Genomic DNA, 14,449 nt, shown 5'->3' with positions numbered 1-14,449 from the left:
GGTCAGGTGGCCGATCAGCTGGCCAGTGCCAGGTCGTCCATCATCGCGCGCAGGAAGCGGGCGGCTTCACCGCCCGTGGCTGCGCGGTGGTCGAAGGTGACCGACAGCGGGATCACCTTGTGTGCCTCCACGCCGCCCATCACCGGGGTCATCTGGTGGCGGGCACGGCCGGCACCGACGATGGCCACGCACGGCGGCACCACGACCGGGGTCGCGTAGCGGCCGGCAAACATGCCGAAGTTGGACAGCGAGATGGTGTAGCCACTCAGTTCCGACGCCGCGATCGAACGCGATTCCACCTGCTCGCGCAGGCGGTTGACGCCTTCGCGGATGCCGCGTGCGTCGAGCATGTCGGCGTTGCGCAGGGCCGGCACGAACAGGCCGTCGTCGGTGTCCACGGCGATGCCGATGTCCACCTGCGCGTGCAGGGTGCGGGTCAGTGCTTCGCCGTCGAACCAGGCGTTCATCGCCGGCACCTTCTGCGCGGCGACCACGATCGAACGCACCAGGCGCGCGGTGACGTCGTTGCCCGGCAGCCAGGCGTGGATGTCGGCGTCGTCGTTCAGCGTGGTCGGCACGACCTTGCTGTGCGCATCGGCCATCACGCGTGCCATGTTGCGGCGCACGCCCTTCAGCGGTTCCGGCTGGCCCTTGGCGACCACGCCCGGCGGCTGGGTGCGCATCGGCTTGCCGGCGGCGGACAGCGGGGTGCGGGCTTCGCTCTGCACCGGGGCAGACACCTGCGCCGGGGCCGGCGCGGCATAGGCAGCAGCGGCAACCGGTGCCGGAGCAGCGCCGAGCTTGGCGCTGCCGTTGGCGGCAGCCTGCTTGACGTCGGCCATGGTCACCGCGCCATCGGTGCCGGTAGCGGCCACGCGGCTCAGGTCCACGCCCAGCTTGCGCGCCATCGCACGCACGGCCGGCACGGCCTTGACGCCACCGACGGCCAGCGCCTGTTCGGCATGCACGGCATTGGAGCTCTGCATCGCGCCGACCACGGTACCGGCGTCATCGCGCTCGGCCGCGGCGGGCTTGGCCTCCTCGGCGGCAACCGGAGCGGCCGCAGCCGGCAGCGGCGGCGGGGTCGGTGCGGCCGCCGGTGCAGCGTGGCCATGGCTGTGGCCGGTGTCCTGGCCATCGGCTCGCTGCGGCAGGTTCGGGTCCAGTTCGAAGCTGGCCAGCACCGAGCCGGTCGGGATGATGTCGCCGGCGCCGCCGGACAGCTTCAGCACCTTGCCGGAGAACGGCGAGGGCACTTCCACCACGGCCTTGGCGGTCTCCATCGACACCAGCGGCTCGTCCAGCTTGATCACATCGCCTTCCTTGACGAACCACTCGACGATGGTCGCGTCCGGCAGGCCTTCGCCCAAGTCGGGCAGGTTGAAGTTCTTGGTCTGGCTCATTTGCAGTTCTCTTCCAGCAGTTCCAGTTCGCGGGCCGGCAGCCAGCCCGTCGCGCCATTGGCGCGCTCGGACCACCACCACCCGCCGTGTTCGTGATGAAGCTTCACCATCTCGCCGCTTTCCACATCCAGCTCGCGGGCGTCGTAGTCGCACAGCGCTTCGGCGCGACCCTCGTCCAGCAGCTGCAACCAGGCGATGGGCGCCCATCCAGCGCGCCCATCGTTGGTGCGTACCCAGGCAAACGCCGGCCATTCCTCGTCACGGACACCTACTTCGACGATCTGGCCGGTGCGGAACCGGAGCGGGTTGGGATACTGGCTGCGGTAAGCCCCCAGAAGGCGGGCCCGCATGTCAGCCGGCCGCCACCGCGCGCTTGGCCGCAGCCACGATCCGCTCAACGCTCGGCAGGTACTTCATTTCCAGGCGGAACAGCGGAATGTGGGTGTCGTAGCCAGTGACGCGCTCGACCGGTGCCAGCAGGTCGTAGATCGATTCCTCGGCCAGGCGCGCGGCGATCTCGGCGCCGAAGCCCGCGGTCTTCGGGGCCTCCTGCACGATCACGCAGCGGCCGGTCTTGGCCACCGATTCGGCGATGGTGGCGAAGTCCAGCGGACGCAGCGTGGCCACGTCGATGACTTCGGCACTGATGCCTTCGCCGGCCAGCTTGTCCGCCGCTTCCAGCGCTTCCTTCACCTGCGCGCCCCAGGTCACCAGGGTCACGTCGGTGCCGTCGCGCAGCACGAAGCAGACGTCCAGCGGCAAGGCTTCGCCGTCGTTGACGACCACTTCCTTGTACTGGCGGTAGATGCGCTTGGGCTCCATGTAGATCACCGGATCCGGCTCGCGGATCGCGGCCAGCAGCAGGCCATAGGCACGCTGCGGCGACGACGGCAGCACCACGCGCAGGCCCGGCACGTTGGTGAAGATCGCCTCGTTGGCTTCGCTGTGGTGTTCCGGCGCGCGGATGCCACCGCCCCACGGCACGCGCAGCACCATCGGGCAGTGCAGGCGGCCACGCGTGCGGTAACGCAGGCGTGCCGCGTGGCAGACGATATGGTCGACCATCGGGTACATGAAGCCGTCGAACTGGGCTTCGGCCACCGGCTTCATGCCCTGTGCGGCCAGGCCGATGGTCAGGCCGGCGATGGTGGTTTCGTCCAGCGGGGTATCGAGGATGCGGTCCGAGCCGAAGCGCTGCTGCAGCCCGGCGGTGGCGCGGAACACGCCGCCGTTGACGCCCACGTCCTCGCCCAGCACCAGCACCGACGGGTCGTGTTCCAGCTCCCAGGCCAGCGCCTGGGTGATGGCTTCGATGAGGGTGATCGGGGTGGTGGTCATGCTCTCTTCTCCGCGCGCGACCGCAGCGCTGTCGGCGGCGTTGGTGTGCGCGCCGGGCGCGCCGTTCTTGATCTCATCCATGGCGCTTCTCCAGGGCGATCGCCTGGGCACGCTGGGCCAGCAGGTCCGGCGGCGGATCGGCATACAGGAAGTCGAACATCGCCTCGACCGGCTGCACCGGCGTGTTGAGGTACAGGTTCACTTCCTCGTCCACGCGCTTGCCGCACTCGGCGACCCAGGCGCTTTCCTCATCCTCGCTCCACACACCGGCGTTGATCAGGTACTTGCGCAGGCGCAGCATCGGCTCGCGCTGCCAGGCATCCTTCACTTCGGCGTCGTCGCGGTAGCGGCGCGCGTCATCGGCGGTGGTGTGGTCGGACAGGCGGTAAGTCATCAGTTCCAGCACGGTGCCACCGTCGCCGGCCAGCGCACGTTCGCGCGCCTGCTCCATGGCAGCCAGCACGGCGATCAGGTCGTTGCCGTCCACCTGCAGGCAGTGCAGGCCGCCAGCCAGGCCCTTCTGCGCCAGCGTTTCGGCACCGGTCTGGGCCGAACGCGGGACCGAGATGGCCCAGCCGTTGTTGACGATGCACAGGATCAGCGGGAGCTTGTAGGCGCCGGCCGAATTCAGTGCCGCGTAGAAGTCGGTCTTGGAGCTGCCGCCGTCGCCGCACACCGCCACGGCGATCTGCGGTTCCTTGTTGAGCTTGAACTTCAGCGCGGCGCCTGCGGCATGCAGGCACTGGGTGGAGATCGGCACGCAGAACGGGAAGTCCTTGGCCGCGTTGCCGCCGTAATCGTTGCCGCGTTCGTCGCCGCCCCAGTACATCAGCACGTCGTGCGGGCGCACGCCACGCATGAACATCGCGCCATACTCGCGGTACGAAGGCGCGAACACGTCGTCCTTCTGCATCGCCGCGCCGATACCCACGTGCGCGGCTTCGTGGCCCAGGCAGGCGGCATAGGTGCCCAGCTTGCCGGTGCGCTGCAGTGCGATGGATTTGCTGTCGAACGTACGTACGAACAGCATCTGCTTGAACAGCGGTACCAGGACCTTGGGGTCGCGCAGCGACGCGGGCAGGTCATCGCGGACGAGTTTGCCGTCCGTATCCAGGTACTGCAGGTATTCGATCTTGAATTCAGCGGCAACCGTCATTGCGTACTGCACCTTCGACAGAGAAGTTACAAATGATATGAATCGCCATGTTAAGGAACGCGTACGGAATAGCCTTCCTGCGCCGCAACACGGCAACGCCCTGTTTTACCCCTGCCGGCGGGTGGGGGGCCAATAACAACAACGTATTCAGTCGTTGCTGCAAAGCATCAGAATACGCCTCTGGCTGACTGCTGGCGCAACGACCCGATCGGTTCCACGCGCAGGCCCCGCATCGGCCAATGCTCCACGGGGCACCGCACGCCCCGGTATGGACCCGGCGGCTGCCAGCGCGGCGGCAACGCGCTACCCTTGCCGCCCCCGATCTGGTCCCGCCCATGTCCGTCGACAACAACCAACGCGATCTCGAAGCCGGCATCCACACCGACCTGCAGGGACGCCTGACCTACGGCGGCTACCTGCGGCTGGACCAGCTGCTCAGCGCGCAGCAGCCGCTGTCCAACCCGCCGCACCACGACGAGATGCTCTTCATCATCCAGCACCAGACCTCGGAGCTGTGGCTGAAGCTGCTGGGCCATGAGCTGCGTGCCGCAATCGGCTTCCTGCAGCGCGATGAAGTCTGGCAGTGCCGCAAGGTGCTGGCGCGCAGCAAGCAGGTGCTGCGCCAGCTCACCGAGCAGTGGTCGGTGCTGGAAACGCTGACCCCGTCCGAATACATGGGCTTCCGCGACGTGCTGGGCCCATCGTCGGGCTTCCAGTCGCTGCAGTACCGCTACATCGAGTTCCTGCTGGGCAACAAGAACGCGCAGATGCTGCAGGTGTTCGAGCACGACCCGGCCGGGCAGGCGCAGCTGCGCACCGTGCTGGAGGCGCCGAGCCTGTACGAGGAATTCCTGAAGTACCTGGCCCGCTTCGGCCATGCCGTGCCGGCGGTGTACGAATCCCACGACTGGACCCAGCCGCATGTGGCCGACGACGCGCTGCAGCCGGTCTTCGAGCGCATCTACCAGGACACCGACCGCTACTGGCGCGAGTACGCGCTGTGCGAGGACCTGGTGGACCTGGAGACCGCCTTCCAGCTGTGGCGATTCCGACACATGCGCACGGTGATGCGCGTGATCGGCTTCAAGCGCGGCACCGGCGGCTCGTCCGGCGTGGGCTTCCTCGCCAAGGCGCTGGAGCTGACCTTCTTCCCCGAACTGTTCCAGGTGCGCACCAGCCTGCAGGCGGCACCCCCGGCAGAACTGGGCTGACCCCCATTCAGCTTGGACCCCGGCCATTGGCTGGATCGTTTCAGATGCAAGTTCAGCGAGCAGGCTGGCACCTGCCTCAAACGGCGTGTATTTGACGTGAACGGCAGAAGTCGGTGATCCTCGCGCGTTGCTCCAACTGCACAGCGGACGTGCTCGTCATCCACCGAACCAGGAAATCCGCATGAGCGTAAACGCCACTGCGAACACCCCAGAGCCGGCGCTGCCGGACTTCAAGACCACGCTGGGCCACCCGCGCCCGTTGTGGATGCTGTTCATGACCGAGTTCTGGGAGCGCTTTGCGTTCTACGGCATCCGCTGGGCGTTGGTGCTGTACATCGTCGCCCAGTTCTACAACGGCAGCGCTGCCGGTGAAGGCGACGCCAGCCGCATCTATGGCGCCTACCTGGCCCTGGTATACGCCGCGGCGATCTTCGGTGGCTACGTGGCCGACCGGGTACTGGGCTACCAGCGCTCGATCCTGACCGGCGCGATCATCATGGCCGCAGGCCTGTTCATGATCTCGCTGCCGCAGGAGCACATCTTCAAGCTTGGCCTGGCCACGATCATCGTAGGCAACGGCCTGTTCAAGCCCAACATCTCGACCATGGTCGGCAAGCTGTACGGCCTGAAGGACGAGCGCCGCGACTCCGGCTTCACCATCTTCTACATGGGCATCAACATCGGCGCGATGATCGCCCCGGTGCTGACCGAGTACCTGGCCCGCAAGGTGTTCGGTACCGACGCGATGCCGTCCTACAAGGTCGTGTTCATCGCCTCGGGCGTGGGCATGCTGATCTCGCTGGTGTGGTTCTACATCGGTCGCGCCGGCCTGAAGGGCATCGGTGCACCGCCGGCCGGCGCTGAAGGCTTCGGCCGCATCATCATGGTGCTGGCCGGTGCCGTGGTCGCCATCCCGGTGGCGTACTTCCTGCTGGCTACCGGCGCCACCGCGCTGGCCTGGATCCTGGGTGCGATGTTCACCGCGCTGGCCGTCCTGCTGCTGGTCGAGGGCATCCGCGAAGGCAAGGTGCAGCGCGACCGCGTGATCGCCATGCTGATCATCTTCGCCTTCAACGTGATGTTCTGGATGTTCTTCGAACAGGCCGGCAGCTCGTTCACCTTCCTGGCCGAGAACATCGTCAACCGCCAGTTCGGTGACTGGACCTTCCCGACCGCGTGGTTCCAGTCGGTCAACTCGGTGGCGATCATCACCCTGGCCCCGGTCATTGCCTGGATCTGGGTGGCCATGGGCCGCGCCAATCCGTCCATCCCGCGCAAGTTCGGCCTGGGCCTGCTGTTCAACGGCGCCGCCTTCGCGCTGCTGATGTTCGCCCTGTCGCAGATGGTCGTGGACGGCAAGATCCCGTTCTGGACCCTGTTCATGGTCTACGTCATCCAGTCGGTGGGTGAGCTGTGCCTGTCGCCGATCGGCCTGTCGATGGTGACCAAGCTGGCCCCGGTGCGCCTGGTCGGCTTCGGCATGGGCGGCTGGTTCCTGTCCACCGGCATCGGCAACAACCTGTCGGGCATCTTCGCTGGCGTGGTCAGTGGTGAAGGCGGCATGACGGTTGAGTCGGCCCTGAAGGGGTATACCTTCGGGTTCTGGGCCCTGATCGGCTCCGGCGTGGTGCTGTTCCTGATCGCCCCGCTGATCAACAAGCTGATGCACGGCGTCAAGTAATGATGAGAGGGTAGAAGGCATGCGCAGCAAGCTCGGTGGTGCAATGGTGGTGGTCTGTGCGGCGCTGATCGGCGCCTGTTCGCAACCGCAACCGCCTGCCGCCGCCGAGCCCACGCAGCCCCTGGATACCCGACCCACCGAGCCACCGGTTGCTGACCCCAGCGAACCGGTGGCCTCGGGCAACACCCCGGTGGCGGCGGACATCGCCGCCATCGCCGGGCTCGGCGCGCAGTTCGACCCGGCCCGCAACCCCGCCGACGACCTGGCCACCGCCAAGGTGGAAGCCCAGCGTGGCAAGAAGCGGATCCTGCTGGAGGTCGGCAACGCCGCCTGTGAGCGCTGCCGGGCGCTGGACGACGTGGTGGAAGGCAACGGCGACCTGCGTCGCTTCCGCGATGCCCACTACGTGTGGGTGAAGGTCAACGCCAGCGACGAGCAGCCCAACACCGCCTTCTTCGCCCAGTACCCGGTGATGGCGCGCGACTACCCGTACCTGCTGGTGCTCGATGCAGATGGCGGCCTGCTGGTATCGCAGGCCACCGGCGAGCTGCGCAGGGGCGAGGCGTTCCAGCCTGCGCGGGTGAGTGCCTTCCTCAAGCAGTGGGCGCCTGACAAACCGGAATAGGGTAGTGCCGGCCGCTGGCCGGCATGCTCTGGTGGGTGCCGACCGCTGACCGCCCACCCCGGTGGGTGCCCACCGTTGGTCGGCACTGAGGCGCATCCACGCCTGGCGCGGATCTACTGCGCGCACCGTCACACTCTCTGAATCGGCGTCTCAACTTCACCGTGAGCACGCCGTTACCGGCAAGGACCTCAGTCGACATCCCGTCGATGCAACCTTCCGGAACGCCCATGCACAGCGACCACGCCGAACGATTGCCCGAACCCGCCAGCGACTTGGCCGAGGGTGGGGCAGGCGAGGGCGTGACCCTGCCGCCGCAGGAAGCGCTGCTGGATGACGCCGGTACCGGAGAGGACAGCGTCGACCTGGCGCCGCCACGCCATCGCCTGCCGCAGATCGCGCTGCCCGACAACGTGGTGCTGAAGGGGGCGGTGCAGAAGCTGGTCGAGCAGAAGTCCCGGCTTGATGCGCTGGCCGCCGAAGGCCAGCTGGCCGGGCTGCTGCCGCCCGAATGGCAGGGCCACGGCGCGCGCGCGATCGAGCTGTCCACCTTCATCCAGGGCGTGCTGCCCTTCCTGCAGACCGGCGAGCGTGGCGAGACCGCCCCCGCGCGACTGCCGGTGCGCCATGTGTTGGGTGACGACAGCCGCTGGGGCCTGGACGATGTGGCCGAACCGAAATCACTGGCGTGGTATCTGGCCAGTGACGAGCGCGCCATGGCCGGCAGCAAGGATGTCGCCGAGGCGTATCTGGTGGGCGCACTGGGCCTGGCGTGGATGCAGGAAGGTCGCAGCCGCCCCGGCTTCCTGCGCGCGATGGGCCAGGACAGCCTGGCCGCGCGGGTGACCATGCTCGGCTATCCGCCGGCCAACGAACTGGCGCTGTACAGCGTCACTGCGCACGGCCAGCCGCAGATCTGGTGCGTGCACGGGCGCCGCCGCATGCGCCCGCTGGTGGCGCCGTGGTTGAGCGTGCCGCTGCTGACCGCCTACGGCGTGCCGGCGCCGGTTGTGTGGCCGTCCAGCTTCCCGCCGGTGGAAGCGGTGGCCGAGCTGCTGGCGACCGCCCGCCTGGGGCGCGCGCTGCCGGAAGTGGACCTGGCCAAGGCCGTGGCGAAGATCGCCGAGGACGCCGCCTCTGACGCCTGGCAGCCGGTCAGCCTGCTGCAGCTCAACACCTGGTCACCGCGCTGGCACTTCTTCCTGGGCACCTTCGTCGGCCTGCCGTCGTTGCTGCTGGTGGCGGCGGCGCTGGCGCTGCCGGGGGCGGTCGAAGCAGCGACGGTGGCCGCCTCGCTGGGCTTCGCCGGCGGCGCCATCGCAGCACTGGCCGTGCCGTGGATCCACGCACGCCGCAAGCACCTCAGCTGAAAAAAGGGGACGGAGGGGATTAAGCCGCAATCAGCACAGGTGTGCCTGATGCGACTTAATCCCCTCCGTCCCCTTTTCTTTCAGACGCCTTCGCCCATCCGCTCCAGGCCTTCGCCGGCCAGGCGAAGGATCAGCTTTTCCAGCACCTGCTCTTCCTCTTCGCTCAGCACCGACATCAGCTTGCGGGTGATCTCGATCACCATCGGCGCGATGGTCTCGTACACCTCGAAACCGGCAGCCGACAGCGCCAGCACCGAGCGGCGGCGATCGTCGCCGTGGGTCTCGCGCTTGATGAAGCCGCGCTCCAGCAGCCGGGCCACGGCGCGGCTGACCGCCACCTTGTCCATCGCCGTGCGGTCGGAGACCTCGCTGGCCGAGGAGCCCGGGTACAGCGCCAGGATGGTGATCACCCGCCACTCGGGGATCGCCAGACCGTAACGATCGCCGTACAGCTTGGCGATGTTGCCGCTGACCCGGTTGGACAGCACGCTCAGCCGGTACGGCAGGAACTGTTCCAGGTCGAGCAGGACGTGCGAGGCACGCAGGCGGGTCGAAACGGGATCGGCGGGGCTCATGTTGCGGTGCACCTTGCTGGTGGTTTCAAGTGTAACTATAAGGGGTGGGTCCAGACCCTGCATTCTCGCCGGGTCCCTACCTGCCCGCACCTGGTTTGTACCGATGCGGTACCGATTCGGAGCCACGCCATGAATACCGCAGTCCCGACCGCCTCGCATCCCAACCCCGGCATGCAGGTCACCACCTTCGAGAACCCGATGGGCATCGACGGCTTCGAGTTCGTCGAATTCGCCGCCCCGGCCGGCCGTGGCCAGGAGCTGCACGAGTACTTCCGGAAGATGGGCTTCAGCGCGGTGCTCAAGCACAAGCAGCGTCCGATTACCGTCTATCGCCAGGGCGACGTCAACTTCCTGGTCAACGAAGACCCCGATTCGTTCGCCGCCGACTTCGCCGAAAAGCACGGCCCGTGCGCCTGTGGCTTCGCCATCCGCTTCAAGAAGCCGGGCCAGGAGGTCTACCAGACCGCGCTGGGCAACGGCGCCGAAGCCATCGCCTTCAAGCCGGACAGCAAGGCGGTCAGCGCGCCGGTCATCAAGGGCATCGGCGACTGCATGCTGTACCTGGTCGACCGCTATGGCAGCGCCGGCAGCATCTACGACGGCGACTACGAGCCGATCGCAGGGGCCGACCTGCACCCGTTCGGCTTCGGCCTGACCTTCATCGACCACCTGACCCACAACCTGTACTTCGGCAACATGCAGCAGTGGTCGGACTACTACGAGCGCCTGTTCAACTTCCGCGAGATCCGCTACTTCGACATCAAGGGCCTGAAGACCGGCCTGGTGTCCAAGGCGATGACCGCGCCGGATGGCATCGTGCGCATCCCGCTGAACGAATCGTCCGACCCGAAGAGCCAGATCAACGAGTACCTGGACGCGTACAAGGGCGAGGGCATCCAGCACATCGCCTGCTTCACCGAGAACATCTACGAGACCGTCGAAGCGATGCGCGCGCAGGGCGTGGATTTCCTCGACACGCCGGAAACCTATTTCGACGTGATCGACCAGCGCGTGCCGAACCACGGTGAAGACGTGGCGCGCCTGGCCAGGAACAAGATCCTGATCGACGCCGATCCGGAAACCCACCAGCGCAAGCTGCTGCAGATCTTCACCCAGAACTGCATTGGCCCGATCTTCTTCGAGATCATCCAGCGCAAGGGCAACGAAGGCTTCGGCGAAGGCAACTTCACCGCGCTGTTTGAAAGCATCGAGCGCGACCAGATCCGCCGCGGCGTGCTGTAAGGTCCGCAGGCAATGTCGGCGTCCCGCCGGCATTGCCTGTCCGAATGGTAGTGCCGGCCGCTGGCCGGCAATCTCTGGAGTTCCCATGTCCCCCGCCATCACCGCCCGCGGCTACCAGTCCGGCTTCGGCAACGAATTCGCCACCGAGGCCGTCGCCGGCGCGCTGCCGGTCGGGCAGAACTCACCGCAGAAGGTGGCCCACGGCCTGTACGCCGAACAGCTGACCGGCACCGCCTTCACCGCGCCGCGCGGCAGCAATCGCCGCAGCTGGCTGTACCGGATCCGCCCGGCGGTGACCCATGGCGAGTTCACTCCGTTCGCGCAGTCGCAGCTGCAGTGTGATTTCGGCGCACAGCCGGCTTCACCGAACCAGCTGCGCTGGAGCCCGCTGCCGTTGCCGGAGCTGCCGACCGACTTTGTCGAAGGCCTGTACACGATGGGTGGCAACGGCTCGCCCGACGCGCATGCCGGCGTGGGCATCCACCTTTACGCTGCCAACCGCGACATGGTCGGCCGCTACTTCTACGACGCCGACGGTGAACTGCTGATCGTGCCTCAGCTGGGCGCACTGCGCCTGCTGACCGAGCTGGGCGTGATCGAGATCGAGCCGCAGCAGATCGCGGTGATCCCGCGCGGCGTGCGGTTCCGCGTGGAACTTCCCGATGGCCCGAGCCGCGGCTACATCTGCGAGAACTACGGCGCGCTGCTGAAGCTGCCCGACCTTGGCCCGATCGGTTCCAACGGTCTGGCCAACCCGCGTGACTTCGAGACCCCGCACGCGGCGTTCGAGGATGTCGATGGCGATTTCGAACTGATCGCCAAGTTCGAGGGCCGCCTGTGGCGCGCGCCGATCGACCATTCGCCGCTGGACGTGGTGGCCTGGCACGGCAATTACGCGCCGTACCGCTACGACCTGCGTCGCTTCAACACCATCGGTTCGATCAGCTACGACCATCCGGACCCGTCGATCTTCCTGGTGCTGCATTCGCCCAGCGACACACCCGGCACCAGCAACATGGACTTCGCGATCTTCCCGCCGCGCTGGCTGGTGGCGCAGAACACGTTCCGCCCGCCGTGGTTCCACCGCAACATCGCCAGCGAGTTCATGGGCCTGGTGCATGGCGCCTACGACGCCAAGGCCGAAGGCTTCGTGCCGGGTGGCGCATCGCTGCACAACTGCATGAGCGGTCATGGCCCGGATGCGCCGACCTTCGACAAGGCCTCCAATGCCGATCTGTCCAAGGCCGATGTGATCAAGGACACGATGGCCTTCATGTTCGAGACCCGCGCGGTGATCCGCCCGACCGCGCAGGCGCTGGCCGCCGGCCATCGCCAGGGCGATTACCAGCAGTGCTGGAACGGCCTGCGCAACAACTACCGCTGACCCGAAAAAGGGGACGGAGGGGATTAAGCCGCAATCAGCACACGCGTGTGCCTGAAACGACTTAATCCCCTCCGTCCCCTTTTTCTTCAGGCGGCCTCGGTGAACGCGTCGCAATGCTCCAGCGGCAGCGCTTCCAGCAGGCGTTGCCGCACACGCTGGCAATAACCCTCCGAGGTCAGCCCGGGCAGCATCTGCATCGCCGAGTGCAGCACCTGCAGTACTTCACTTTCGGCGCGCGCCTGCTGCAGGTCGCGGAACAGCGCCGCCGCCTGCGGGTGGCGCTGCATTTCCAGGATGCCCAGTACATAGATGCGCGCGGCCACCAGCGAGCGGCGGCGCTCGCTGCCGGTTGCGGGTGCAGCCGGTGCCGCAGCCGGCGTGGCGGGTGCCGGTGCTGCCGCGTCTGCGGGTGGTGGCGGTGCGGCTGTGGCGCCGGTACCGGTGCTCAGGTAGCCGGCCTGCACCAGCTGGATGACCATGGCGGGCGCGTCCTGGCCGAGCAGGCCGGTCAGGTCGGCGATGCTGCGCTGGCCGTCGCACAGGATCAGCAGCCGGCGCTGGCGCATGTCCAGCGGCGCGCGATGGGCCTGCAGCGCGGTTCGGGCGAGTTCGGTCTTGCGCGGTTGCATGGAAGGGACAGCCAAGTCGGTGCACGCCGAGCCTGAACGAAGGCGATGAAACCGCGATGACAATGCAGCGCCTGCACACGGGATGGGCTAGCGTGCAGCCATCTTCGTGCCAGGGAACCGCACCGATGAAGCACCTTCCGCTTGCTGGTCTGTTGCTCCTTTCGCTCACCGCCTGCAGTGCTGGCCCCGACAAGCAGGGGGCGGCCGGCAGTGGCAGCGACACTCCGGCCGAAACCGCCTCGGCGACCGGGCCCGCGCAGTCGGCGGATCCCGACCTGGCCGCCCGCCCGGCCAACGACCTCCGCAAGGACAGTCCAGCGCGCCTGGACGGCTTCGGCGGCGTCACGCTGGGCGCCGGCATCGCCGAGGTCCGCAGCGGCTTCGGCACGCCGCTGCAGGGACTGGGCACCGACGCCAATGGCAAGCCCCTGCCGGCCGACGACAGCAACGACGGCTGCTACTTCCTGCGTCCGCAGGGCGCCGAAGACCCTCGCCTGATGATCGAGGCACGCAAGCTGGTGCGCTATGACGTGCGCAGTGCGGCGATCATCGCTCCGGGCGGCGGCAAGGTCGGCATGACCCTGGGCGAGCTGCAGGTGCTGTACCCAGAGCGCGCGGACGTCGGCCCTGACAAGTACGACGAGAAGGCGCAGCACCTGCGCGTGCGACCGGCGCAGGAAGGCGGGGCGGTCATCGACTTCGCGCTCGGCGCCGATGGTCGGGTCAGCGCCTGGCGCGTCGGCCAGACCCCGCAGGTCGATTACGCCGAAGGCTGTGGCTGATCCTTGATCCACCGCCCAGCCATGCGCTCGGGCCAAGCGTAGAATCGCGCCACCACTGCTGGGGAGTGCTCGATGATCGCCATTGCCATTGCCTGGTTCCTGCTCGGCCTGCTGTTGCTGGCGCTGGGCGGGGATTCCATCGTCAAGGCCGTGTCCGGCCTGGCCCAGCGCTTCGGGGCCAGCCCGTTCACTGCCGGGCTGCTGCTGCTCGGGGTGACCACCTCGTTGCCGGAACTGGCGGTCAATGCGCGCGCGCTGGCGGTCGGCCAACCGGAGCTGGCACTGGGCAATGCCGTGGGCAGCAGCATCGTCAACCTGGGCTTCACCCTGGCGGTGGCAGCCATCGCCGCGCCCCTGTTGCTGCGCGCGCGCCTGCAGACGGTGCTGTGGTGGTCGCTGCTGGTGGCCGGCGTGCTGCTGGTCCTGTTCGGGCTGGATGGTCGCCTGGCGCGCTGGGAAGGCGGCGTGCTGGTGGCAGGCTTCATCGTCATGCAGGTGCTGCTTCTGCGCCGCGGCCGCGTTGAGCGTGCCGAGGTGCAGGCGGCCATCGCCGAGTCCGCCCTGAGCCGCACCAGCCTGCCGTTGAACGTGCTGCGGGTGCTGATCGCAGCGCTGACGCTGTACTGGGGCGCGCGCCTGGTCGTGGGCGCCGCCGCTGACTTCGGTGCCGCGCTGGGCTGGACACCGCTGCTGGTCGGCCTGCTGCCGGTGGCGATCGGCACCGCACTGCCGGAGGTGGCAACCGCAATTGCTGCCGCGCGTCGCGGCCACGGCGACATGGTGCTTGGCCACGTGCTGGGCTCCAGCGTGGTCAACCTGCTGCTGGTGATCGGGGCGATGGCGGTGTTGCAGCCGTTGGCGTTGCCGGCCTCGTTCGTGCGCCTGGAACTGCCGGCACTGCTGGCGTTCGCCCTGGTGCTGTACCCGATGCTGCGTGGCGATCTGAAGATCAGCCGCAGTGAAGGCGGAATCCTGCTGGTCGCGTTCGCCGGCTGGTTCGTGCTGGAGCTGCTGCTGGTCGGCGCGGCATGAGGTAGTTCCGGCCGCTGGCCGGCA

14 protein-coding genes are annotated in these 14,449 nt (G+C 67.6%); 8 read left to right on the top strand and 6 right to left on the bottom strand.

From position 1 onward, the window contains the following. Nucleotides 1–14: 14 nt before the first annotated feature. From QP609_RS19280 to pdhA, 4 genes are read right to left on the bottom strand one after another with little or no spacing between them, the layout of a single operon-like run. Nucleotides 15–1,403 carry a dihydrolipoamide acetyltransferase family protein gene (locus QP609_RS19280; RefSeq protein WP_046432903.1) on the bottom strand — a complete coding sequence of 463 codons (1,389 nt, stop codon included), beginning with the start codon at nucleotides 1,401–1,403 and terminating at the stop codon, nucleotides 15–17. Then, a complete protein-coding gene (locus QP609_RS19275; protein ID WP_012512332.1) occupies nucleotides 1,400–1,753 on the bottom strand; it encodes an SH3 domain-containing protein in 354 nt (117 codons plus the stop codon). Before QP609_RS19275 ends, QP609_RS19280 begins: the two co-directional genes overlap by 4 nt. Before the next feature lies 1 nt (nucleotide 1,754). Continuing rightward, nucleotides 1,755–2,822, bottom strand: coding sequence for an alpha-ketoacid dehydrogenase subunit beta (locus tag QP609_RS19270; RefSeq protein WP_005414714.1), 1,068 nt, complete (start codon nucleotides 2,820–2,822; stop codon nucleotides 1,755–1,757). Continuing rightward, nucleotides 2,815–3,897: a pyruvate dehydrogenase (acetyl-transferring) E1 component subunit alpha gene (gene pdhA, locus QP609_RS19265; protein WP_014648690.1), complete on the bottom strand. Its 1,083-nt coding sequence runs from the start codon at nucleotides 3,895–3,897 to the stop codon at nucleotides 2,815–2,817. Before pdhA ends, QP609_RS19270 begins: the two co-directional genes overlap by 8 nt. 335 nt (nucleotides 3,898–4,232) lie before the next feature. Here pdhA and QP609_RS19260 point away from each other — a divergent pair, with 335 nt between their 5' ends. The 4 genes from QP609_RS19260 to QP609_RS19245 all read left to right on the top strand — a co-directional run bounded on the left by QP609_RS19260 (nucleotide 4,233) and on the right by QP609_RS19245 (nucleotide 8,781). After that, nucleotides 4,233–5,108, top strand: coding sequence for a tryptophan 2,3-dioxygenase family protein (locus QP609_RS19260; protein WP_046432899.1), 876 nt, complete (start codon nucleotides 4,233–4,235; stop codon nucleotides 5,106–5,108). A 181-nt stretch (nucleotides 5,109–5,289) separates the two neighbouring features. Next, nucleotides 5,290–6,789, top strand: coding sequence for an oligopeptide:H+ symporter (locus QP609_RS19255; RefSeq protein ID WP_005411345.1), 1,500 nt, complete (start codon nucleotides 5,290–5,292; stop codon nucleotides 6,787–6,789). 19 nt (nucleotides 6,790–6,808) lie between these two features. After that, nucleotides 6,809–7,414 (top strand): thioredoxin family protein, encoded by a 606-nt coding sequence (locus QP609_RS19250; protein ID WP_014648687.1) that lies wholly within the window; start codon nucleotides 6,809–6,811, stop codon nucleotides 7,412–7,414. Between the two features lie 227 nt (nucleotides 7,415–7,641). Beyond that, nucleotides 7,642–8,781, top strand: coding sequence for a hypothetical protein (locus QP609_RS19245; RefSeq protein WP_197621470.1), 1,140 nt, complete (start codon nucleotides 7,642–7,644; stop codon nucleotides 8,779–8,781). Between the two features lie 80 nt (nucleotides 8,782–8,861). On the opposite strand, the gene QP609_RS19240 is transcribed toward QP609_RS19245, so the two are convergent. Beyond that, on the bottom strand, nucleotides 8,862–9,356 hold the full coding sequence (locus QP609_RS19240) for a MarR family winged helix-turn-helix transcriptional regulator (protein ID WP_014648685.1): 495 nt from the start codon (nucleotides 9,354–9,356) through the stop codon (nucleotides 8,862–8,864). Between the two features lie 129 nt (nucleotides 9,357–9,485). Here QP609_RS19240 and hppD point away from each other — a divergent pair, with 129 nt between their 5' ends. Both hppD and hmgA read left to right on the top strand, forming a co-directional pair. Next, nucleotides 9,486–10,598 (top strand): 4-hydroxyphenylpyruvate dioxygenase, encoded by a 1,113-nt coding sequence (gene hppD, locus QP609_RS19235; protein WP_014648684.1) that lies wholly within the window; start codon nucleotides 9,486–9,488, stop codon nucleotides 10,596–10,598. Between the two features lie 85 nt (nucleotides 10,599–10,683). Further along, nucleotides 10,684–11,982: a homogentisate 1,2-dioxygenase gene (gene hmgA, locus QP609_RS19230; protein ID WP_032957134.1), complete on the top strand. Its 1,299-nt coding sequence runs from the start codon at nucleotides 10,684–10,686 to the stop codon at nucleotides 11,980–11,982. Nucleotides 11,983–12,068: 86 nt separating this feature from the next. On the opposite strand, the gene QP609_RS19225 is transcribed toward hmgA, so the two are convergent. After that, a complete protein-coding gene (locus tag QP609_RS19225) occupies nucleotides 12,069–12,611 on the bottom strand; it encodes a hypothetical protein (RefSeq protein WP_014648682.1) in 543 nt (180 codons plus the stop codon). Nucleotides 12,612–12,736: 125 nt separating this feature from the next. On the opposite strand from QP609_RS19225, the gene QP609_RS19220 reads away from it, so the two are divergent. Continuing rightward, the gene (locus QP609_RS19220) at nucleotides 12,737–13,393 is read left to right on the top strand and encodes a hypothetical protein (protein ID WP_197621469.1); all 657 of its coding nucleotides are present in this window, start codon (nucleotides 12,737–12,739) and stop codon (nucleotides 13,391–13,393) included. Between the two features lie 72 nt (nucleotides 13,394–13,465). Then, a complete protein-coding gene (locus tag QP609_RS19215) occupies nucleotides 13,466–14,425 on the top strand; it encodes a sodium:calcium antiporter (RefSeq protein WP_014648680.1) in 960 nt (319 codons plus the stop codon). Nucleotides 14,426–14,449 lie beyond the last annotated feature (24 nt).

The sequence above is a fragment of the Stenotrophomonas sp. 8(2023) genome, assembly GCF_030345295.1.
Taxonomy (GTDB): domain Bacteria; phylum Pseudomonadota; class Gammaproteobacteria; order Xanthomonadales; family Xanthomonadaceae; genus Stenotrophomonas; species Stenotrophomonas muris.
The sequence above is the reverse complement of the archived record's forward strand: the minus strand, read 5'-3'. Positions and strand labels throughout refer to the sequence as shown.

Bases quoted from the DNA above. Each gene is read 5' to 3' on its own strand.
- QP609_RS19270 (WP_005414714.1), bottom strand. From the start codon at position 2,822: ATGGATGAGATCAAGAACGGCGCGCCCGGCGCGCACACCAACGCCGCC.
- pdhA (WP_014648690.1), bottom strand. From the start codon at position 3,897: ATGACGGTTGCCGCTGAATTCAAGATCGAATACCTGCAGTACCTGGAT.
- QP609_RS19245 (WP_197621470.1), top strand. From the start codon at position 7,642: ATGCACAGCGACCACGCCGAACGATTGCCCGAACCCGCCAGCGACTTG.
- QP609_RS19280 (WP_046432903.1), bottom strand. From the start codon at position 1,403: ATGAGCCAGACCAAGAACTTCAACCTGCCCGACTTGGGCGAAGGCCTG.
- hmgA (WP_032957134.1), top strand. From the start codon at position 10,684: ATGTCCCCCGCCATCACCGCCCGCGGCTACCAGTCCGGCTTCGGCAAC.
- QP609_RS19240 (WP_014648685.1), bottom strand. From the start codon at position 9,356: ATGAGCCCCGCCGATCCCGTTTCGACCCGCCTGCGTGCCTCGCACGTC.
- hppD (WP_014648684.1), top strand. From the start codon at position 9,486: ATGAATACCGCAGTCCCGACCGCCTCGCATCCCAACCCCGGCATGCAG.
- QP609_RS19275 (WP_012512332.1), bottom strand. From the start codon at position 1,753: ATGCGGGCCCGCCTTCTGGGGGCTTACCGCAGCCAGTATCCCAACCCG.
- QP609_RS19250 (WP_014648687.1), top strand. From the start codon at position 6,809: ATGCGCAGCAAGCTCGGTGGTGCAATGGTGGTGGTCTGTGCGGCGCTG.
- QP609_RS19225 (WP_014648682.1), bottom strand. From the start codon at position 12,611: ATGCAACCGCGCAAGACCGAACTCGCCCGAACCGCGCTGCAGGCCCAT.
- QP609_RS19255 (WP_005411345.1), top strand. From the start codon at position 5,290: ATGAGCGTAAACGCCACTGCGAACACCCCAGAGCCGGCGCTGCCGGAC.
- QP609_RS19260 (WP_046432899.1), top strand. From the start codon at position 4,233: ATGTCCGTCGACAACAACCAACGCGATCTCGAAGCCGGCATCCACACC.
- QP609_RS19215 (WP_014648680.1), top strand. From the start codon at position 13,466: ATGATCGCCATTGCCATTGCCTGGTTCCTGCTCGGCCTGCTGTTGCTG.
- QP609_RS19220 (WP_197621469.1), top strand. From the start codon at position 12,737: ATGAAGCACCTTCCGCTTGCTGGTCTGTTGCTCCTTTCGCTCACCGCC.